The organism is Halobacillus sp. B23F22_5, from assembly GCF_043497085.1.
Classification (GTDB): domain Bacteria; phylum Bacillota; class Bacilli; order Bacillales; family Halobacillaceae; genus Thalassobacillus.
Window position 1 is genome coordinate 85,285 of record NZ_JBIEKI010000004.1, and the last position, 20,738, is coordinate 106,022.

General features: G+C 41.3%; 24 protein-coding genes and 1 tRNA gene. 7 read left to right on the forward strand and 18 right to left on the reverse strand.

Annotated elements, in window-relative coordinates; genetic code table 11:
• Window positions 1-50 precede the first annotated feature (50 nt).
• A complete protein-coding gene (gene selD, locus ACGTN9_RS07455; RefSeq protein WP_499591728.1) occupies window positions 51-1,106 on the forward strand; it encodes a selenide, water dikinase SelD in 1,056 nt (351 codons plus the stop codon).
• Between the two features lie 31 nt (window positions 1,107-1,137).
• Here the strand turns inward: selD and selB are convergent, their stop codons facing one another.
• Both selB and ACGTN9_RS07465 read right to left on the reverse strand, forming a co-directional pair.
• Entirely contained in the window at window positions 1,138-3,072 is a 1,935-nt protein-coding gene (selB, locus tag ACGTN9_RS07460) for a selenocysteine-specific translation elongation factor (protein WP_499591729.1), read from the reverse strand.
• A gap of 66 nt (window positions 3,073-3,138) precedes the next feature.
• On the reverse strand, window positions 3,139-4,236 hold the full coding sequence (locus tag ACGTN9_RS07465; protein ID WP_499591730.1) for an ATP-binding protein: 1,098 nt from the start codon (window positions 4,234-4,236) through the stop codon (window positions 3,139-3,141).
• Between the two features lie 166 nt (window positions 4,237-4,402).
• Here ACGTN9_RS07465 and ACGTN9_RS07470 point away from each other — a divergent pair.
• Together ACGTN9_RS07470 and ACGTN9_RS07475 are read left to right on the forward strand one after the other, a co-directional pair.
• Window positions 4,403-4,499, forward strand: a tRNA-Sec gene (locus tag ACGTN9_RS07470).
• 116 nt (window positions 4,500-4,615) lie between these two features.
• Complete coding sequence (locus ACGTN9_RS07475) at window positions 4,616-5,053, forward strand: DUF2621 domain-containing protein (protein WP_499591932.1); 438 nt, start codon at window positions 4,616-4,618, stop codon at window positions 5,051-5,053.
• Window positions 5,054-5,069: 16 nt separating this feature from the next.
• On the opposite strand, the gene ACGTN9_RS07480 is transcribed toward ACGTN9_RS07475, so the two are convergent.
• Both ACGTN9_RS07480 and ACGTN9_RS07485 read right to left on the reverse strand, forming a co-directional pair.
• Window positions 5,070-5,570 carry a CcdC family protein gene (locus ACGTN9_RS07480; RefSeq protein ID WP_499591933.1) on the reverse strand — a complete coding sequence of 167 codons (501 nt, stop codon included), beginning with the start codon at window positions 5,568-5,570 and terminating at the stop codon, window positions 5,070-5,072.
• Between the two features lie 84 nt (window positions 5,571-5,654).
• A complete protein-coding gene (locus ACGTN9_RS07485; RefSeq protein ID WP_499591934.1) occupies window positions 5,655-6,098 on the reverse strand; it encodes a Na(+)/H(+) antiporter subunit B in 444 nt (147 codons plus the stop codon).
• A gap of 236 nt (window positions 6,099-6,334) precedes the next feature.
• On the opposite strand from ACGTN9_RS07485, the gene ACGTN9_RS07490 reads away from it, so the two are divergent.
• Window positions 6,335-6,559 carry a hypothetical protein gene (locus ACGTN9_RS07490; RefSeq protein WP_499591731.1) on the forward strand — a complete coding sequence of 75 codons (225 nt, stop codon included), beginning with the start codon at window positions 6,335-6,337 and terminating at the stop codon, window positions 6,557-6,559.
• Window positions 6,560-6,607: 48 nt separating this feature from the next.
• Here ACGTN9_RS07490 and ACGTN9_RS07495 read toward each other — a convergent pair whose 3' ends face one another.
• The 5 genes from ACGTN9_RS07495 to ACGTN9_RS07515 all read right to left on the reverse strand — a co-directional run bounded on the left by ACGTN9_RS07495 (window position 6,608) and on the right by ACGTN9_RS07515 (window position 10,709).
• Window positions 6,608-6,835 carry a YneF family protein gene (locus tag ACGTN9_RS07495; RefSeq protein WP_028782881.1) on the reverse strand — a complete coding sequence of 76 codons (228 nt, stop codon included), beginning with the start codon at window positions 6,833-6,835 and terminating at the stop codon, window positions 6,608-6,610.
• A 123-nt stretch (window positions 6,836-6,958) separates the two neighbouring features.
• A complete protein-coding gene (gene sirA / locus ACGTN9_RS07500; protein WP_499591732.1) occupies window positions 6,959-7,384 on the reverse strand; it encodes a sporulation inhibitor of replication protein SirA in 426 nt (141 codons plus the stop codon).
• Window positions 7,385-7,566: 182 nt separating this feature from the next.
• Window positions 7,567-9,570 (reverse strand): transketolase, encoded by a 2,004-nt coding sequence (tkt, locus tag ACGTN9_RS07505; protein WP_499591733.1) that lies wholly within the window; start codon window positions 9,568-9,570, stop codon window positions 7,567-7,569.
• A gap of 174 nt (window positions 9,571-9,744) precedes the next feature.
• Complete coding sequence (locus tag ACGTN9_RS07510) at window positions 9,745-9,978, reverse strand: DUF896 domain-containing protein (RefSeq protein ID WP_499591734.1); 234 nt, start codon at window positions 9,976-9,978, stop codon at window positions 9,745-9,747.
• Between the two features lie 71 nt (window positions 9,979-10,049).
• Entirely contained in the window at window positions 10,050-10,709 is a 660-nt protein-coding gene (locus ACGTN9_RS07515) for a YneB family resolvase-like protein (protein ID WP_499591735.1), read from the reverse strand.
• Window positions 10,710-11,015: 306 nt separating this feature from the next.
• Here ACGTN9_RS07515 and lexA point away from each other — a divergent pair, with 306 nt between their 5' ends.
• Window positions 11,016-11,636, forward strand: a complete 621-nt coding sequence (lexA, locus tag ACGTN9_RS07520; RefSeq protein WP_093046446.1) for a transcriptional repressor LexA — start codon at window positions 11,016-11,018, stop codon at window positions 11,634-11,636.
• A gap of 73 nt (window positions 11,637-11,709) precedes the next feature.
• Here the strand turns inward: lexA and ACGTN9_RS07525 are convergent, their stop codons facing one another.
• Complete coding sequence (locus ACGTN9_RS07525; RefSeq protein WP_499591736.1) at window positions 11,710-12,024, reverse strand: hypothetical protein; 315 nt, start codon at window positions 12,022-12,024, stop codon at window positions 11,710-11,712.
• 281 nt (window positions 12,025-12,305) lie between these two features.
• Here ACGTN9_RS07525 and ACGTN9_RS07530 point away from each other — a divergent pair, with 281 nt between their 5' ends.
• Window positions 12,306-12,545 (forward strand): YusG family protein, encoded by a 240-nt coding sequence (locus ACGTN9_RS07530; protein ID WP_499591737.1) that lies wholly within the window; start codon window positions 12,306-12,308, stop codon window positions 12,543-12,545.
• A gap of 142 nt (window positions 12,546-12,687) precedes the next feature.
• Here ACGTN9_RS07530 and glnA read toward each other — a convergent pair whose 3' ends face one another.
• The 7 genes from glnA to miaA form a co-directional block, all read right to left on the reverse strand.
• The gene (gene glnA, locus ACGTN9_RS07535; protein WP_499591738.1) at window positions 12,688-14,019 is read right to left on the reverse strand and encodes a type I glutamate--ammonia ligase; all 1,332 of its coding nucleotides are present in this window, start codon (window positions 14,017-14,019) and stop codon (window positions 12,688-12,690) included.
• 21 nt (window positions 14,020-14,040) lie between these two features.
• The gene (locus ACGTN9_RS07540; RefSeq protein WP_028782872.1) at window positions 14,041-14,445 is read right to left on the reverse strand and encodes a MerR family transcriptional regulator; all 405 of its coding nucleotides are present in this window, start codon (window positions 14,443-14,445) and stop codon (window positions 14,041-14,043) included.
• Window positions 14,446-14,569: 124 nt separating this feature from the next.
• A complete protein-coding gene (locus ACGTN9_RS07545; RefSeq protein WP_499591739.1) occupies window positions 14,570-15,826 on the reverse strand; it encodes a methionine gamma-lyase family protein in 1,257 nt (418 codons plus the stop codon).
• A gap of 19 nt (window positions 15,827-15,845) precedes the next feature.
• Complete coding sequence (gene hflX / locus ACGTN9_RS07550) at window positions 15,846-17,081, reverse strand: GTPase HflX (RefSeq protein WP_499591740.1); 1,236 nt, start codon at window positions 17,079-17,081, stop codon at window positions 15,846-15,848.
• Between the two features lie 72 nt (window positions 17,082-17,153).
• A complete protein-coding gene (locus ACGTN9_RS07555) occupies window positions 17,154-18,089 on the reverse strand; it encodes an AAA family ATPase (RefSeq protein WP_499591741.1) in 936 nt (311 codons plus the stop codon).
• Between the two features lie 123 nt (window positions 18,090-18,212).
• Window positions 18,213-18,437, reverse strand: coding sequence for an RNA chaperone Hfq (gene hfq / locus ACGTN9_RS07560; protein ID WP_499591742.1), 225 nt, complete (start codon window positions 18,435-18,437; stop codon window positions 18,213-18,215).
• A 39-nt stretch (window positions 18,438-18,476) separates the two neighbouring features.
• Window positions 18,477-19,412 carry a tRNA (adenosine(37)-N6)-dimethylallyltransferase MiaA gene (miaA, locus tag ACGTN9_RS07565; protein ID WP_499591743.1) on the reverse strand — a complete coding sequence of 312 codons (936 nt, stop codon included), beginning with the start codon at window positions 19,410-19,412 and terminating at the stop codon, window positions 18,477-18,479.
• A 276-nt stretch (window positions 19,413-19,688) separates the two neighbouring features.
• On the opposite strand from miaA, the gene ACGTN9_RS07570 reads away from it, so the two are divergent.
• Entirely contained in the window at window positions 19,689-20,045 is a 357-nt protein-coding gene (locus ACGTN9_RS07570; protein WP_499591744.1) for a helix-turn-helix domain-containing protein, read from the forward strand.
• A gap of 61 nt (window positions 20,046-20,106) precedes the next feature.
• On the opposite strand, the gene ACGTN9_RS07575 is transcribed toward ACGTN9_RS07570, so the two are convergent.
• The gene (locus tag ACGTN9_RS07575; RefSeq protein WP_499591745.1) at window positions 20,107-20,673 is read right to left on the reverse strand and encodes a hypothetical protein; all 567 of its coding nucleotides are present in this window, start codon (window positions 20,671-20,673) and stop codon (window positions 20,107-20,109) included.
• Window positions 20,674-20,738 lie beyond the last annotated feature (65 nt).

Consider the following 20,738-nt stretch of genomic DNA (forward strand, 5'->3'; position numbering starts at 1 on the left):
TTTTCTCTTCTTGTCCCCCTGTATTATACTAGGCTTTAGGAGGTGGAACGATGAATAAAGAAGAAATCATCCGATTGACCGCATTATCGACAAAAGCTGGCTGAGGATGCAAAATCGGTCCTGAAGACCTGTCGCACGTGCTGCGACAAATCAACACACCTCAAGCAAATGCAAATGTCTTAGTAGGTTCTGGCACCAATGATGATGCTGGTGTCTATAAACTGACCGAAGAGATTGCCATGATTCAATCCGTCGATTATTTTACACCGATTGTTGATGATCCCTACGACTTTGGCCAAATAGCTGCCGCTAATGCCCTGAGTGATATATACGCAATGGGTGGTATAGTCAAAACCGGTCTTAACATCGTCGGTTACCCGATCAAAAAATTAGGTCCTGAAATTTTAGCTGCTATTCTTCAAGGAGCCCAGGATAAAATGGCTGAAGCTGGTGGTGACATCATTGGAGGACATTCCATTGATGATCAGGAACCAAAGTTTGGCATGGCTGTTACTGGCATTGCCCACCCGGCAAGAATCCATCAAAATTCTACCGCTAAACCGGGTGATGTCCTTGTCCTTACCAAGCCTATTGGCGTTGGTATTCATACCACTGCAATTAAGAGGGATCTTCTTGAAGTACATGAGAAGCAGCTTGTCACTAATACCATGGCTGCTTTGAACAAAAAGGCTTCTGAACTTCTGGCTGACTATCAGGTGAATGCAGTAACTGATGTTACCGGCTTCGGACTTTTAGGTCACGCGTTTGAAATGGCCAATGGCAGTGGAGTGAGTTTACACATATCTTACAACCAGGTTCCTCAACTTGGCAGAACATTAGAGTTAGCAGAAAATGGAGTCGTTCCAGGAGGTTCTAAGGCTAACCATTCCTGGCTCGAAGCTCAGGTCAATTATCACCAGGAGCTGACTGAAGTACAACAGCTCGTTTTATGTGATGCCATCACTTCCGGTGGATTATTGATTTCTATGCCGAAGGGTGAAGCTCAATCCTATGTAGAATCATTTAACCGGACAGCTGACACGACAGCTGCCATAATCGGCGAAGTAAAAGAGCAAGAAAAAATAAGGATTACTGTCCATCCATAACAAAGAGGCTGATCTAAGGAAAAAGCTTTTCCTAGTCAGCCTCTTGTTCATTTACGGTTTTAAAATATTCCTCAGGTTTCTTCAACCATTTCCTTACACTTTCCACCCTTTTTGTCATACCGGCATCATCGCTTTTTTCCAACAAAGGTACAAGGTATTTACGTGACACCTGGAACGTCTCTTTCGCTTCTTTTAATGAGAATTCATTTTCCGTCACTTCATATAGTCGTTCAAAATAATCACGGATCGGATTTATATGGACAATATGTTTATCATCTATTTCCCAGGCTGAATGCTGCTGTAAAAAGAACAGCCGTAATTCTCTCATCCAATCAGCCGGTATATCGTGCTCACTTCCATAATCATTCCATTCCTTCACTTGAAGGCCATCATTTTTCCAATCTTTTGTTAATGCTGTCATCCGTTTCAGCCATTTCTCAGGAAAATATGGCGAAAATTCCGGTAATGCGACAAATGGACCGGATGCTTTTAATTTGCCGCTCTCGATCCATGCATCTACCAATTGACTGCCTACAGATTTTTTCAAAGGAAGCTGAGTGACTACCTCCGGTTTATTTCTCCCTGCCCTGAGCGGGTAAAGATGATGGTACTCCCTCAAACGCTCTATAACGACATGAAGCATTCGCTCACTTTCTGAAAAAAGCATATACCCTTTATTAACTTTGATGATTCGTTTCCCGTCTATTTGGGAAGCTAATAGTTTATCTAATTGTTGTTCATCCATGGAGGTCTCTTTTAGTAATTGCTGTATATTCAACCATTTGTTCGCTTGTAACAGGTTTTCCAGCAATTCATCTGGAGTAGTCCTGCTTTTTTCTTTCAGCATCTCGATCGTTTCATTACTGAATCTATGCTTTCCTGCATTCGGGTCGATCACTACTCCCCCTCCGATTGTTTCCACTGGTGTCGGCCTGCGAAGTATGAACCGGTCCCCTCTCTTGGCTACTACAGGCTCGTCTAATCGAAGCTGGCAAAATATTTCTTCTGTGCTTTCTGTTACCTCATTACGGTCGAAGAACACTATTTTTCCAGCCGCCTGTGTTGTACCGATATATATGTTTATAGGACCACGTTGTTTGATCGGGTAACGAAGTTCATCAATCAATGTCGTCCGTACATCAATAATTCGGGTAACAAGGAAAGCATCATTTTTCACAATCACATCCCCACGCTTAACGTCCTCCTTACCAATCCCGGTAATATTAACAGCGGCACGCTGCCCGGCAAATGCCTGTTCCACTGGTTCATGGTGAACTTGAATTTGTCTGATTCTCGCTTTTTTATGTTGGGGGAGTATCGTGATATGATCCTCTGCTATCACACTTCCTTCAAAAATGGTTCCCCTGACAATCGTTCCCTGGCCTTTGATTGTAAAAGACTGATCGATCGGCATACGGAAGGAACCTGTTGTATCCCGAGTGGGCTGGACAGCAACCTTCTTTTCAATCAATTGTTCCAGCTCGGAAACCCCGTTTCCGGAAAGGCTGTCGACAAAAAGCAAGTCCGAATGCTGATAACTTTTCCCATTAATATACGAACGAATATCCTCTTCTACTAATTCCTTCATATCCTCATCAATCAAATCAGCTTTTGTAACTACTAATATAGCCTCATTCACCCCGAGTAAGGATAAAATATCCATATGCTCCTTGGTTTGCGGCATTATTCCTTCATCTCCAGCAACTACGATGATAACTAAATCTATCCCGGCAACCCCCGCTATCATCTGTCTGATGAATTTTTCGTGGCCTGGTACATCTATGATCGATACATTCAAATCATGGTTTTGCAATTTCAATGGGGCAAAACCTGGCTCGATGGAAATATTACGGCTTTTTTCTTCTTTCAGACGATCGGTATCCACTTCTGTCAAAGCTTTTGTCAACGCTGTTTTCCCATGATCGATATGGCCAGCCATACCGATTGTAATATAACGATTCAGCATCATATCCCCCTCTTCTTTCAGCTGGGCTGGAACCCATAAGAAAAACACGCTTGCATGGCAAACGTGTCATTCTGCTGGTAATACAAGCCGGAAAGTAGTTCCAATTTCAGCATTTGGATGGATTTCCATATATCCATTATGCTTATCTAAAATCTGATTACTGATCATCAGTCCTAATCCGGTGCCATTTTTTTTCGTTGTAAAAAATGGCTCAGCTATCTTTTCTACCAGGTCGTCAGAAATGCCTTGGCCCTCATCAATGATATCAATATACGCCCGGTTCTCTATCCTGGATACTTTAATCTCCAGCAGTCCGCCTTCTTGCATAGCCTCTATGGCATTTTTAATAATATTGATGAAAACCTGTTTGATTTGTGATCGATCACAAAATACGAAAATGCCTGTTGGTATTTCCGTTCTTATGGTTATACTCTGCATTTTTGCTTGTGTGTTCATCAATGTGATCACATCTTCAAGCATTTCTTTTAAGGATTCACTGGTCCGTTCATCAGTCATCGGTTTTGATACAAAAAGCAATTCAGAGGTAACCGACTCCATCTTTTCGATTTCTTCTAACATGATTTTATAATATTCCTCTTCCTTACGAATTCCTGCCTGCAGCAATTGAAGGAAACCTTTCAAAGAAGTCAACGGGTTTCTGATTTCATGAGCGACGCTGGCAGCCAACTGCCCGGCCACTGTCATCTTTTCCGATTGCATCATCTGTTCTTCCATCATGTTATGGTCCGTTATATGCTGGGCAATGGTCAGTATATAAGTGTTACCGTCTTCTGGATTGTACCTTTTTGATACCATCGTACGCATCAGTAAATACCGGCCATTCTTATCCTTCACTAATAGGTTCGTGTGATGGGTCTGGTCCGGCTTCTGTCCAAGCAGGTTCCGAATCTTTTGATGATCTTTGATATGAAGGTAATCCCCCGCTTTGGAGTCCACGACTTCATCGACTTCAAAACCTAACCATCGAGTCACCGATTTAGAAATATATTTGATATATCCTTCCAAATCAAAAATCGTCACTAGATCATTTCCGTTATGTTCAATCCACGACTGAAAACAATCGGGTAGAGAGGAATAATTAACATATGTATAAGGAGTATATTCTCCCTGCTGGTCAGATGATCCAAGGTCATGGTTGCCCATTCTACCCGCCCCTTCCTTTCTATCTAAATATATAGTATCCTACTTTGAAAAGCTACATCAAGTTGTAGAATGAATTTTAAGGTGAAAAAGATACTGAAATGAAAAGCTTGTCAATTTATCCCTCAGCTTTTATAATGACTTATGTTACATACAGGGCAATTTTCATGGGGCTGGTTGCTATGCTGGTGCAGGCCACAGTCTTCAAAACTGCTTGTGAGGCGCGTGTCGTCTCAGGTGGGTTCGATTCCCACACAGTCCCGCCAAATAATTCAACTTTATCATACTATAATCTGACAAACAGGTAAAACTTTCGACCTAATTTGTCATGATTTCTATCGTTAAAATTTGATTGTTACCAATATATGATGAAATAGGTGGTATTATGTCCGGAGGATTTGCAGCGTTTATAATTGGCTGGGTCATCATCATGGTTGTCCTGCTGAGTATCGGCGGATTCTTTATGTTCCGGAAGTTTTTAAAACGGCTTCCGAAAGAAGATGGGAAATCCGATATGGATTGGGAAGAGTATTACTTAGAAAAATCCAAGCATATGTGGGGAGATAAAGAAAAGCAATTATTAGAGGATCTCGTCTCTCCGGTCCCAGAACTGTTTCGGGACATCGCGCGTCAAAAGATTGCAAGTAAAATCGGAGAAGTAGCCCTGAAAAAAAACCGAAAAAAAATAACACAGGATGTTATTATCGAAGGTTATATTATTGCTACACCGAAGCGGGATCATAAATTTCTAATCAAAACCCTTGAACAGAAGGATATTGATCTGACGCCTTACCAATATCTGTTCCATGAACAAACATAAAGCCTGTCCGAACCTTTTAAGTTCTGGACAGGCTTTCTTTCATTACTTCATTTTTAGGCAGGGACTTTGCCAGCTGCAAATAACGGTACAGCATTGTTATCCGCCATGTAACAATCATGCCGAAGGCTAATAAGAAAAACATACCACTTGTTTCACCAATGGAAACATGTTGTCCAATCAACAGCTTCAATACTATCCTTAGCCCCAGTAGTCCGAATAAGATGAACATAAAGGCTTTGGAAGGTTTAAGGTAAATATCCCCTTCTCTTATCTCGAAGTTTGAGGTCTTTATCAAAAAGATAGAGAATAAAGCCCCGACACTCAAAGCTTCTAAAACTTGTATCCATTCGACACGGAAGATAGGAAGTACAAACATGAATGCTCCTGTACTCATAAACAGCGGTGGTAGTATGATCTTTTTTACACTGGCAGGACGGCGGGCAGCCCTCATCCTTACGAAAATCATCGCTGTGGCCATGAAGGCTGCTACAACTGTACTTGCAATCAACCAAAACATATTCAATCCACTCATTTCCATGCTTTAACTAAAACGTGGCTTTCTGGATTCCGCTACCATAAGGACCACATTCCGAATGGTTTATTAGGAAAGTTCTTCATCTCCATGATCCTGGGCGATGGTCAAAATGATGGTCATCGTAACACCTATGACAGTCAAATATACGCCGAGGTCAAAAAGCAACGCTGTTGCAAGTTCTGTCTTCCCAAGGATCGGCAGTTGAAAATAAGCGAATGTCTGGCTTAAGAAAGGCTGACCGAAAAGGAAAGAACCTACTCCAGTAGCTACTGCGATTAAAAGCCCTATAGGAATGACAACTCGAAAGTTTATCGGAATGATTTTAGAAACAGCTTTCATTCCATAGGCCATATACATCAAAACGATGGCAGTTGAGGTCATCAAACCTCCGATAAAACCGCCGCCTGGTTTATTATGTCCGGCAAAAAACAAGTAGATGGAAAATGCGAACAAAATGAAGGCGATCAAGGTTGTGGCTGTCCTAAGAATCAAATCATTTGTTTTTATCATCATGCAGTAACTCCTTTATGACGTAGATAGTATTAATTTTAATATAAAATCATGTCAAAATCCATAGTTTGATACCAGGGGAACTATCACAACATACCCCAGGTGTTTAACTATCGTCTTTTACATGGCTATAAAAAGCAAAATATGTAAAACTTAAAAATTGAACATTTTGTGAAAATAGCTTATAGTTAAGGTAATCATAGAAAGAATCGTAAAAACTAAAGTGGGGGTGCGGTATGGTTCGGACAGCTATTTCCCTGGTTATGAGCTTTGTTTTCCTGGTGATTCAAACAATGATTGTTATGGGAATCAAGGAATACGAGATGATTTATTTTGACAATTATTCCTTGCTTGCATCCGTATTGGCTGTAAACTTTTTTTTAAGCTTTTCCATATTGACCAATATTAAATTTTGGATCAATGGACGCTATGAAAAGTCCAACTCTCCTATTGATCAATAATTAGTAGAAAAAAACCTTCTTTCTTTATTAGAAAGAAGGTTTTTAATGTTATTTGGTTTGTTGATTATTCATGGAACGCATCATCTGATTAATCTTTTTCTGTGATGGTTTCTGTCCCATTTGCATCATCAACGTACGTAACATTTGTTCATTAATAGGAGGGTTCTTCTTCAAATAGTTCATCATATACTTTCTCGCAATGAAAAACCCCAGGGCTACACCACCGATAAGCGCCAGGATGGCAATGATGATTACCCATACGATACCCAAGCTCATTCTCCGTCTTCCTCCTTCATGTTGTCTCTTATACAGTATAGTAAAATGGACATAAGAATACAATAGCATGTCTCCTGTAAGAGTGCGTGCTATTTCTTTTTCCTGCCTTTTTTCCATACGTACCTATAATAGCATTTCTTTCCTTTGGGGGGAAATCCACCCATATTGCTGAAAATGGTATTCTGCAATGAAAAAGCAGCGGTCGATCATTCGGAGTTTTTGAAATAAAATCTGTTCCGCCTCCATGAAACTATTACACTGTATAAGACACATTTCTTTTGTTATCTCTATTATACCACGGGTTTCAACCCATTTCGTCACCTTTTTGCCTTCTATCAGTTTCCTATGATTATATCTCGGACTATTTTTCAACAAACACACCAGAGAGTTATCGGGAAACGGCTTAGTGATAAATTCGAATTGCAATTTATATAAATCTTTATGTGAATGATTATGATACTCTTGGAAAAATCGGAACAATAATTCCGTTTTATAATAATATTCTTTCGCAATTTCCTCTTTGACAGCATAGACATAGTAAAGATGCATGCAGCAATCCCTCCTGTTTGAGGGATATTATATCGGTTGTACATCGATAAATCTGTCAAAAGCTGAAAAAGAATCCATCGAGTTTTGTCGAATTGAAAAATAATACATAGAAGGAAAGAAAAGACTGCCTCTAACCGGAGAGACAGCCTTTAGAGCATGTCGACTACACGCTTATATTTCCATTACTTGAACAGTTTTTCTGTTTCTTTAACTACATTTTCTACTGTAAATCCATATTCTTTCATTACAGTTTCTCCTGGAGCAGAAGCACCAAAGGTATCTATACCAAGTACAGACCCGTCCAAGCCAACATAACGCTCCCAACCGAAAGGAGAAGCCATTTCGATAGCTAGACGCTTGGTTACTGCTTTTGGAAGAACACTTTCTTTGTAATCATCCGACTGGACATTGAAACGATCAAAGGATGGCATGCTTATGACACTCACATCGTAGCCTTTTTCCTTCAATTCTTTTTGCGCAGCTACAGCAAGCTGAACTTCAGACCCAGTGGCCAACAACAAGGCATCTGGAGTTCCTTTGTCGGCCGGGCTCAATACATATGCACCTTTTTTCACACCTTCATATGCTTTCTCTGCTGTCCCAGGTAATGTAGGCAGACCTTGTCGAGTCAGTACAAGGGCATTAGGTGTAGTGTTGGATTCTAAAGCGACACGCCATGCAGCACTGGATTCATTACCGTCTGCTGGACGGATGACAGAAAGGTTCGGCATTGCACGAAGTGATGCCAACTGTTCAATTGGTTCATGAGTAGGACCATCTTCACCGACAGCAATTGAATCGTGAGTGAAGACATAGTTCACTGGTAAATTCATTAACGCTGACAGACGGATGGCCGGACGCATGTAATCACTGAACACGAAGAATGTTCCAGCATACGCTTTTAAGCCGCCATGTAACGCCATGCCATTCAATGCTGTTGCCATTGCAAACTCACGTACACCGAACCAGATATTTCTGCCGGCATAGTTGTTTTTGGAAAAATCATCTTCACCTTTTACAGCTGTTTTATTAGAACCGGCAAGGTCAGCACTACCACCAAAGAAATACGGGATAGCTTCAGATAATGCGTTGATTGCTTCTCCTGAAGAAGCACGTGTTGCTAACTTATCTTCTTCGGTATAAGCAGGAAGGGACTTCTCCCATCCTTCCGGCAGTTCCCCTTTCATCGCCAATTCCAGTTCTGCGGCCAACTCAGGGTTCGCGTTTTTATATTCATCAAGTAATGCTTTCCATTCGGACTCTTTTTGTTCCCCGTTCTTTTGGATCTTTTCCTTAAAGTCCTGATAAACTTCCTCAGGTACATGGAATGCCTCATCATGTTCCCACTTATAATGTTGTTTTGCTGCATTGGCTTCTTCTTCCCCTAATGGAGCACCATGGGAATCAGATTTCCCTGACTTGTTTGGAGAACCATAGCCGATGACCGTTTTTACTTCGATCATGGTCGGCTGATCAGTATTAGCTTTGGCTTCTTTGATCGCTTCACTGATAGCTTTTGTGTCATTTCCGTCCTCTACACGAATCACTTGCCAGCCATATGCCTTATAACGACCCTCTACACTTTCAGAAAAAGCACGATTCAAGTCTCCATCAAGGGAAATATCATTGGAATCATATAAAACGATTAGTTTTCCAAGTCCAAGATGGCCTGCAAGAGAGGCAGATTCCTGGGAAACGCCTTCCATCAAGTCTCCATCACTACAGATACAATACGTATAGTGATCGACTACATGATGGTCTTCGGTATTATACTTGGCCGCAAGATGCGCTTCAGCCATTGCCATACCAGTGGACATGGAAATGCCCTGACCTAATGGGCCTGTCGTTGCCTCTACACCATCCGTATGACCAAACTCCGGATGCCCTGGTGTCTTGGATCCCCATTGACGGAAATTTTTCAAATCCTCCATGGTAACGTTATAACCGGAAAGATGAAGCAAGCTGTATATCAACATGGAACCGTGTCCTGCTGATAACACAAAACGGTCACGATTGAACCAGTTTGAATTTTTAGGGTTGTGGTTCATATACTCCGTCCAAAGCGTATAAGCCATTGGAGCTGCCCCCATCGGCATACCTGGGTGGCCGGAATTAGCTTTTTCTACGGCATCGATTGTCAATGTCCGTATCGTGTTGATAGATGTCTGTTCGATTGTGTTTGACATGGAATAATCCCCTTTCTCGCTCTGCATTATGTACCATCTATAATCCTATAATGAAAATGGGATATAGACAAGCATTGTCACCTGATTTTAAGATTTTACTTTTGAAGTTTTCCCTTGCATTGGAAATTTAAACAAAAAACAACCGTACTATTATGTACGGCTGTATGGGGAAGATTAATGTTTTTTTTCATTACGCTGCATCCGCTTCACTTTTTCCGGTGTTACATCATTGCCTTCCGGATCGACTACCTTCATACTCTTCAGTTGGTTTTTAAAGGACTTACGTACGTTGCCTAGATATTCTTTACGTAGTTTTTGCTGTTCATCTTTTTCCGCTGCAGTCAACGATTCTTTTTTTGATTTATTGGCTAATTCGTTTATACGATTAAGTTTTTCTTTGGATAACATATTGACACACTCCTTTTATGAGCCCTGAACTAAAAAGACAAGTGCCGTTAGACCCTTGTCTTCATTATATATTAACTTTTATCAGCTGTTATTTCAAGCGAGGTGTATTCCCGGTAGCGTCTATGGACCGTGGCCTTTGAAACATCATAGCCCAGCCCGCGTAACGTAGCAGCGATTTCCTCGAAAGTCAGTTTATTATTACGAAGCCGGACAACCTCCTCAATCGGAAACTCAATCCTTTCCCGTCCCCTTGCCAAATGCTGATTGGTAAGGTTGTCACCCGGGTTATAACCCCTTTCCATCGCTTTATTCATTCCGCGCTTTATTTTGAGGTTATGGATTTTCCGCTGGTACTCCTCCACTATCCCGACGATTTGCAACACCATCGAATCTGACTCTGACAATTGCAATTCTCCCTGATGTGTCAAAGACAGTACTTGTACGTTCATTTTTTGAAGCTGGTGAAACAGGGCAATCTTCGTGTTCCCCCTCCCCAGCCTAGTCTCATCCTGGATCAGTAAACCCTCTGCCTTTCCTTCAGAAAAACGGTCCAGCATTTGAAAAACACCTTCACGTTCAATTTCATATCCGCTCGCTTGCTCTTTAATTATATCCATCACTTCCATGTTCTCTCGTTCTGCCATGGCAAGCAACTCCGATTCCTGTCTCGCTAAAGAAGTAACTTGAGCTTCTTTTTCTGTACTGACTCTGCAATAGATTATTACTTTCATGTCTGCGACCCTTTCTGCGTGTTAATACGAACAATAAACTACATAGACCATTTTAGCTGCTTATGGACATCGCAGCATATAAAAATACCAGACTCAAAATGAAAAGAATAATATAAGTCATGTCCAATTTAGATAGTTTATCAAACATTTTAACCCCTCCATACAGAACTTTTGTTCGCGTTTGTTAGTTATAATTATATACGAACATTCGTTCCTGTCAAGTGTATATTCGAACGAATGTTTGTATTGTTGAAATCATCATGGTACAATGTGGTTAATAAAAACATATGTACGAGGTGTGCTTATATGAGTAAATTATCGAAACGGCAACAGGAAATATTGAAATTCATAAAAGAGGAAGTCCTCGCCAAAGGTTATCCACCTTCCGTGCGTGAAATTGGCCAGGCTGTCGGATTGGCATCCAGTTCTACTGTTCATGGACACCTTGCGAGGCTGGAAAAAAAGGGATTCATCCGACGTGACCCAACGAAACCAAGAGCCATCGAAGTGTTAGAATTAGAGGAAGAACAAAACATTCCAAGGAGCGAAGCATCCTATGCTCCTGTTATTGGTAAAGTAACCGCTGGTACGCCGATAACTGCTATTGAAAATATTGAAGAATATGTACCTTTACCACAAAATTTAGCTGGGGAAGAAAACACTTTTGTCCTTGTTGTCGAAGGTGAGAGTATGATTGAAGCAGGTATACTTGATGGAGACATGGTAATTGTAAAACAGACGCCAACCGCTCAAAATGGAGAAATCGTCGTCGCCATGACAGAAGATGAAGAAGCGACAGTCAAACGCTTCTTCAAAGAGAAAAACCACATTCGCCTGCAGCCGGAAAATGCAACCATGGACCCGATCATCCTGCATGATGTCTCGATTCTGGGTAAAGTCGTAGGTTTATATAGAGCAATTCACTGATCATAATCTCTATATAAAAATAGAAGAGCCCTGTATCCCGGGAAGGGATACAGGGCTCTTCTTATTTCCCTGGCTAAAACAGTTTACCAGGCATAATACCAATAAGTTGCTCATCATAAATAACCAAATGATCCACTTTAATTAACTCACCTTCAAAAGAATGTATGATAACTTCCTTTACATACGTGAAATTGTAAGGTTTATAACGACATGCTGACTTATCAGACCGATGTTTCAAATCGCTGTGTCGATTTTCTTTTAACTCCCCTGGTATACCCTGAACAAATCCAAATTCTGTGATAAAGGTAAGAACCTCTTCACCTCTCCTGGTTTTCATAATCGATTCTAATTCTCTGGTAATTGATTTCGAATGGCGAGTAAAACTCATGCATGTCATCTCCTTTCGAAAACAATTTTGACAGGGGATTCTATTAGTCCTGCATGTCTTGGGCTTCTTAACATTCTTTAACAATGCATTTACAACAACTTAAACCTGCCTGCCCCAGCGTAAAAGCATAGAACGATATTTCAATAAAGTATACAGGACTAATTAACTGAAAAATCTATATATTCTGAATATGTGTTGATTTTACCTGAAAAAATTATTATAATACCATTTATATATTTATTTACGTTATTTGAATCAAGATTCTAATAAGGAGGAATGGAATGAGAAAAGAAGAATTGCAGATGGTGGATATAACAGATAGTATCAATGGAAAGTTAGAAGAAGGAAATATGAATCTCTACCTCTATAAAGAAAAAATCGGACGGATTCTCATGTCTGGACAAGAGAATCGTTATGAAATGTCAGAGGGCTTTAAATATCATAACGGAAAAATCTATCGCATGCATAAAATAACAGATATCAAACAATATGTTACTGATTGTGACCTCGGCTGGTGTTAAATCAAGTTAGAATGTAATCTTTTAATAATGAAAGAAGCCATTGATGAAAAAATCAATGGCTTTTTTTACGGACTTAAATATGAAGATAATACGCTAAAATAAAAAACCCCCTTGATACCAATAGTACCAAGGGGGATGCTTATTAATATACGGATAGATACTGCTCACGTTCCCAAGGGTGGACTTGTGTACGGAACATATCCCATTCGATTTCTTTCGCTTCGATAAAGTGCTCAAAACAGTGTTCGCCAAGTGCGTTCACTAAGATTTCATCTTGCTTAAGCAGCTCTAACGCATCATATAGAGTAGCTGGCAGATCTTGTACGCCGTTCTTCTCGCGTTCTGTTTTGTTCATAACATAGATGTTGCGATCGACCGGTTTTGGTGCTTCCATCTTATTTTCCACACCGTCTAACCCTGCTGCCAACAATACAGCCATTGCCAGGTAAGGGTTCGCTGCAGGATCGACACTACGTACTTCGATACGGGTACTTAGGCCGCGGGAAGTTGGAACACGAACTAACGGACTACGGTTTTGTCCTGACCATGCAACGTAACAAGGAGCTTCATAACCAGGAACAAGACGCTTGTAGGAGTTTACGGTCGGGTTCGTAATAGCTGTGAAGTTTGTTGCGTGCTTGATGATACCTGCAGTGAACTGGTAAGCAACGTCTGATAGTTCAAGCTCGCCTTCTGTATCGTAGAATGCATTTTGCTTTCCTTTGAACAAGGACATATTCGCGTGCATTCCGGAACCGTTGACACCGAATAACGGTTTAGGCATGAATGTAGCATGCAGTCCGTGCTTGCGGGCAATTGTTTTTACAACCAATTTGAAAGTTTGGATATCATCACAGTGTTTGACTGCATCTGAATATTTAAAGTCGATTTCGTGCTGTCCTGGTGCTACTTCGTGGTGTGATGCTTCAATTTCGAAGCCCATTTCTTCTAATTCAAGTACGATATCGCGACGGCAATTTTCACCTAAGTCAGTCGGTGCAAGGTCGAAATAGCCACCTTTGTCATTCAACTCCATGGATGGTTCGCCGCGCTCATCAAGCTTGAATAAGAAGAATTCCGGCTCAGTACCAATATTGAAAGCGGAGAATCCAAGTTCTTCCATCTTTTGCAGGTTCTTTTTCAAAATGTAACGTGGATCCCCTTCAAAAGGTGTCATATCCGGATTATAGATATCACAGATAAAACGTGCCACTTTACCTTTTTCGGAAGTCCAAGGGAAGACCACAAATGTCTCGAGGTCAGGAATTAAGTACATATCAGATTCTTCGATACGAACGAAACCTTCGATAGAAGATCCATCAAACATCATTTCATTATCCAATGCTTTATCAAGCTGACTCAAAGGAATTTCGACGTTTTTAATAGTTCCAAGCATGTCTGTGAATTGTAGGCGAATGAATTTTACGTTTTCTTCTTCAATTTTTTTAAAAATTTCTTTTCTAGTTAATCCCATTTATAGTTTTCCTCCTATTTTTTAATGGAAGAATCGTGATAATTCTCCCTGTCTTAACGATGATTTACCGTGTCTTCCAGCTGTCAATAATTCCTGCTGGAGCATACGGCGAAGCTCTTTCTCAGAAAGATCATTGTGGATTTCTTCGACTTGCTCTTGATTCATCGGTTCATTTTCAGGTGCTTCCTGCATCGACAGAACCTGTTTGATTCCTGCAAGATTGATGCCTTTTTCAATCAATGCTTTTATTTCAAGCAGACGATCAACATCATTGAAGGAAAATAATCTGCGATTTCCTTCTGATCTCGCTGGATGGACCAAATCGTGTTCTTCGTAATAACGGATCTGCCTGGCTGACAGGTCTGTCAAGGATTTGACTATACTAATCGGGAATAACGGCATCGAACGTCTAATTTCATCACTCATCGATCGCTACCTCCCTTTAATGTGATACCTTAATTATACCAATGAAACATCATGTGTCAAGAGATGTTAAGAAATCTTACATATAAAATTAAAAAAACTGAAATGAACTTCTCCATCTCAGCTTTTACCCTATTTCGATTTGATGGAAACCTGCCTCAATGATTTCTCCGAGAGCAAGTTTCACAGCAATCTTCACGTGTTCATACGTAAGTCCGCCTTGCACAAATGCCATAAATGGTGGACGGATTGGTCCGTCTGCCGTCAATTCCAAACTCGCCCCCTGGATGAATGTGCCTGCCGCCATGATGACATCACTTTCATACCCAGGCATAGCACTCGGGTATGGGGTGACATGGGAATTGACTGGTGAGTATTTTTGGATAGCCTGGCAGAAAGCTACCATTTGTTCTGCTGTATCGAAAGAGACAGCTTGGATTAAGTCTGTACGAGCTGCATCAAAGGGGGGAGTGGTCGTAAATCCTGCATTCTCTAACAAATTCGCAGTGAAAATAGCACCCTTCAAGGCTTCTCCGACCATGTGAGGCGCCAAAAATATCCCCTGGTACATTTCCTGGAGACTGTTCAGACTGGCACCGACTTCTTTCCCGATGCCCGGAGCTGTCAGTCGATAGCTGCATAATTCAATCAAATCTTTCCGGCCGGCTATGTATCCCCCAGTACGCACAATTCCACCACCGGGATTTTTGATCAGGGACCCTGCAATCAAGTCCGCCCCGACATGGGGTGGTTCTTCTGTTTCTACGAACTCTCCGTAACAATTATCTACAAAAATGATTGCTTCCGGGTGAATAGAGCGGACTTCCTGAATCATTTCGGCAATGTCAGCGATTGAAAAAGACGGTCGGTCCGCGTACCCTTTCGAGCGTTGGATGGCGACTACCTTTGTCTTTTTATGAATCGAGGATTTTACCTGCTCCATATCCACTTCGCCTTTATCACTAAGCGGGATGGCCCGGTAGTTGATGCCGTAGTCTTTCAAGGATCCTACATCTTTTCTGTTAGACCCGCTGACTACCTGCTCAAGTGTGTCGTAAGGATTGCCGGTAATATATAACAATTCATCCCCGGGTCTCAACACCCCAAACAGCGCGGTGGTAATCGCATGGGTGCCGGAAATGATCTGGGGCCGCACTAATGCGTCTTCTCCGCCGAATATTTCAGCATAAAGCTCCTCCAGTGTATCTCGTCCATAATCATCGTAGCCATACCCTGTCGTAGGGTTGAAATGGCTGTCTGAAATCCTCAAACGGCGGAAAGCTTCTAACACCCTTTGTTGATTTGTCTCCACAATCGTTTGAATAGTGGTATGCAATGGGCGGATTTGTTCTTCTGATTGAGCTGCAAGTTTTTCGATATTCATAGTAGTCGTTACTTCCTTTTTATAATAATTGATGTTTCATTGGGTGGTCTGGATGGATGGCTCCGGCCAAAACATATCCTTCTCTCTCTTCATCAAAATGAAACGAGGAAACGATACTTTCTCCTTTCAAACGCTGCAGTTGTTTTCCATCACCCGCAGGAATGAAAGTATGGTAGCTGTCCCATTCTTTCATCAATGTTTCTTCTATTTTATCCTGAATACGTTTGATATCAATCGGATCATGCACACTTACCGTAATCGACGGGAAAGCATGCGGAATGAAATCGCTGGATAATAAATCTATCTTATTGTAAACGGTAAGCATCGGTAAATGGTCTGCCTTCAATTCACCTAACAGTTTCAATACTGTCTTTTCATGCTGCTCATGATCCGGGTGAGAAGCATCCACCATATGAAGGATAAAATCGGCTTCGGTTACCTCTTCTAAAGTAGATCGGAAAGCGGCAATCAGTGTTGTCGGCAAGTCCTGGATGAACCCCACAGTATCTGTTAAAAGCACTTGCAATCCGGAAGGCAGCTGAAGCTGGCGGGTCAACGGATCCAGCGTAGCGAATAAAAGGTTTTCTTCAAAGGAGTCACTTTCTGTCGCTCGATTGAAAAACGTTGATTTTCCGGCATTGGTATAACCGACTATCGCAATCTGGAAAGCTTTGTTTTCCTTACGCCTTTTCCGGTACTGTTCACGCTGCTTCACAACTGTAGAAAGCCGCTTCTTGATATCATCTATCCGGCGTCTGATATGGCGGCGGTCACTCTCGAGCTTTGTTTCCCCAGGACCTCTTGTCCCTATTCCGCCCCCCAGTCGGGACAATTCAGTCCCCTGTCCGGCAAGCCGTGGAAGCAGGTATTGAAGCTGGGCTAATTCCACTTGAAGCTTACCCTCTTTCGTCTTGGCGCGCTGGGCGAAAATATCTAAAATCAGCTGGCTGCGGTCAATGACTCGTACTTCCAGTCTATCGGTGATATTTTTCAGCTGACCTGGGGAAAGCTCTTCATTGAAGATAACTAGATCGATTTCATTTTCAGAAGCGTAAGCTTTGATTTCCTGCAGTTTTCCTTCTCCTAAGTAAGTAGCAGGATGGACGCGGTCCCGTTTTTGAATAAAGGTGTTTTTAACTACACCATCAGCTGTCTCGGTAAGTGATTGCAATTCTTCCAACGAGGAATGGAACCGCTTATCATCCTGTCTGGTTTCAGCTCGTGCTACCAATATTACCTGTTCTTTTTCTGCCATTATTTCTACCTCTTTCCATGGACGGTATCTCCTACCATCATATCAAAAGATCATTAGCTTGGATAATGATTATCATCCCCAACCTTCTTCAAATATAATATCTTTCGCTTCCAGGGTCATCAATGCCTCTTTGTTCTGCAAAGAGGAATGGATCACCCGAATCGCATGCTTACGGATAGCATCTTCGATGATATTGCGGACATAACGGCCATTTGAAAAGTTATAAGGGCTACGCTGTAATAACTGTTGAAAATGATGCTTCAATTTCCATTGGGCTTCATTGGAAAGTTTATAATCTTTCATGACGACCATATCGATAGCTATCTCCAATAATTCTCCAGGAGAATAATCCGGAAATTCAAGGGTAATCGGAAAACGAGATTTCAAGCCTGGGTTCAAAGAAAGGAACCGTGCCATTTCCTTAGGGTATCCCGCCAGGATAAGAATAAATTCATTATGATGATCTTCCATACATTTCACTATTGTATCTACTGCTTCTTTCCCGAAATCCTTTTCGCCACCCCGGGCAAGCGAATAAGCCTCATCGATAAATAAGACGCCACCCAGAGATTTTTTGATCAAGTCTTTCGTTTTCTGTGCCGTATGACCGATATATTCCCCTACTAAATCACTGCGGTCAGCCTCAATAAAATGCCCTTTTGATAACAGATTCATATCATAAAAAATACTCGCCAATGCACGAGCTACTGTTGTTTTGCCGGTTCCAGGGTTGCCTTTAAACATCATATGGAGCACCTGGCTTTCTGTAGTCAATCCAGCCTGTTTCCGTTTTTCTTTAATCAAAACCTGTGCATAGATTTCTTTTATTTTTTCCCTCAAGCGAGACATTCCGGTGAACGAATCCAAATGATCATCAATGATACGGAAGGGATCCGCTTTCGTTTTAGCAGCCGTATTTGCTGCTGCTTTTTCAGCCACCTGCTCCTTACGATCTCGCAATATGATATTGATTTGACCTTGTTGGTTAGTCATCGATTGGGAACTCATAGGATCACCCCTTATTCCTTAACACTATACGTAAATTCCTCTGCAAGTGTGACAAACGCCCAGGGAGAAGGGGATATTTTTCCACCAAAAAACGGACGCCTGGGACGTCCGTTTTACTGCCTATTATTCTTTATCTAAAGAAACATTTTTAGCGGGCGCAAATGTTGAGATCGCATGTTTGAAGATAAGCTGCTGTTTTCCATCTGTCTCCAATAAAACTGTGAAATTATCGAACGCTTTGACACTCCCCCTCAATTGAAAGCCGTTGAGTAGAAAGACGGTTACGTGAACGCGGTCTTTTCTTAGCTGATTTAAAAAGGTGTCTTGAATATTAACGGATTGAGCCATGAATCTTCCTCCTCTTTTCTATCTATAATACATGTAATTCTATGTCTGTTCGATCATTCCTGCTAAATCACCTAAAATTATTTGAAACTTTTCCAGATAATCCTCCTCAGAGACCGTGTACCAACGTATATCCATCTTATTTCGGAAGTAGGTGTATTGGCGTTTTGCGTAACGCCTCGAGTTGCGTTTCAATAATTCGACTGCCTGTTCTAAACCATACTCTCCCTTCAGATAAGGGATGAATTCCTTGTAGCCAATCGCCTTCATGGATTGAGCTTCCTCCAACCCAGCCTCATACAAGGACTGTACTTCCTCGAGCAATCCTTCTTCCATCATCGTATCCACACGCCGGTTGATCCTATCATATAAACGTTCACGATCCATTTCGAGCCCGATAAGGATCGGCTGGTAAGGCGATTCCTTTGATTGGTTCTTTTGATATTGAGACATGGTCATTCCTGTGCTCTCATAGATTTCTAAGGCTCTTATCAACCTTCTTTCGTTATTTGGGTGGATTTTTTCCGCTTGCTCCGGATCGATTCCGGCCAAGCGCTGATGCAGAGCGTTCTTTCCTTTCTCTTGAAGCTCAGCCTCCAAACGTTCCGTGATTTCGATGCTTCGTTTCTGTTTGGAAAAGTTAAAATTATATAGGACAGACTGTATGTAAAGCCCGGTCCCTCCAACGATAATCGGTAACTTACCTCGAGATAATATATCTTCGATAGCAGCAGTCACTTTTTCCTGGAACTCAGCAACTGAAAAGGACTCCTCGGGGTTTTTGATATCAATCATATGGTGCGGTATACCATTCGCTTCCTTCCGGGATACTTTTGCTGTTCCGATATCCATGCCGCGATAGATCTGCATGGAATCGCCGCTGATCACTTCCCCATTAAAACGCTTTGCTATTTCTACACCTAATTTAGTTTTACCTACCGCTGTCGGTCCAACGACGGACACAACCGTGGGTTTCATAAGTTATCCACCTTTCATTCACACCAGATGTTATACAAACATTATACATAATGAAGACTAAATAGCCTAACCCTTGATTTATTAGCGATTCAGTTATCCACTAACGGATTCGGTTAATCATAAACTAACGTATCCCGTTAGGTGTGTGTAAACGTTTTCTTTGTCCACAGCTAACGAAAAACGTTATTTCTATGATAACGGTTTCCGTTATATCTTATAAACAAGTACCCTATCGCCTGCTATCATGATAAAATATAGCGGTAGGAGGGGTGATTTATGATAACGGCCGAACGTATTCGATTTCTTCGTATTCATCACAATTGGACACAAAAAAAACTTTCCGAAAAAGTCGGAGAGTCATCACAAGTCATCTCAAACTGGGAGCGCGGTTATACAACACCGAGTCTGCAAAACATTCTCGATCTCGCCGACGCTCTGGATTGTACCACCGATTATCTCTTGGGGAGAAGTGATCAACCCTTTGACATCTTAAAAAAAATCAACGATGTGCTGGCGGATAAAGGGTTTGATGAAACTGACTTCTTCTATGTTTATGTATGGGAGGAATTGACACAGGAAGAGATTAAGCAGGTGTTGAACTTTTTCCAGTTCATCAGACAATCGAAAAAATAGACAGATAACCTGTACTATATTATGTAAATTGTGTGATTGCTGCCCCCCTGCTGCCTCTCCCCTACTGTCGATGGGTTAACTTGTATTTGAATAGCACCGATTTAATCAATTGATAAACGATTTGGTGCTGTGCCAACAATTGTGCACTTATCAGCCGCTCGTAACGAGTCAACTCCTCCTCTACTGCTTCCAGATCTTCTTCTTTCATGACATCGTCATAACGGATTGTTTCATCCTGTTTAATCAGCAGTCTAGCTCCGATAAAGGTATGCTTATTATCTATAAAATGATTATATTGAGCATTTTCGTTTTTAAAATAGTCACTGATGTAGACGACTAATAGTTGAAAAGCAACATCATTAATAGCATGCAAAGCAGGATTATCATCCGTTTCCCGTTTTGCTATATGGTAAGATTGTTTGATTAGATTCTCCAAACCTATCCTCCACTCATCCAAATCTTCGACTTCTCTTTCTATTGAAGCATATGTCTTATCATTTCCCTGATAATAGGCATTGGCGGCTTCGAAGAGCTTTGTGATATCTTTTCGTCTATTCTTTTCATCATATAAATCTTCCGTCTGCCAGGATTGGGTTCTATCACTTTCTATTTTGAGCTTCAATACCATTTTCATCCCCCTAACCTTTTTTGGTTCTCTTAAACGTTGTTGTTGATTTCCATAAGAAGCTTATT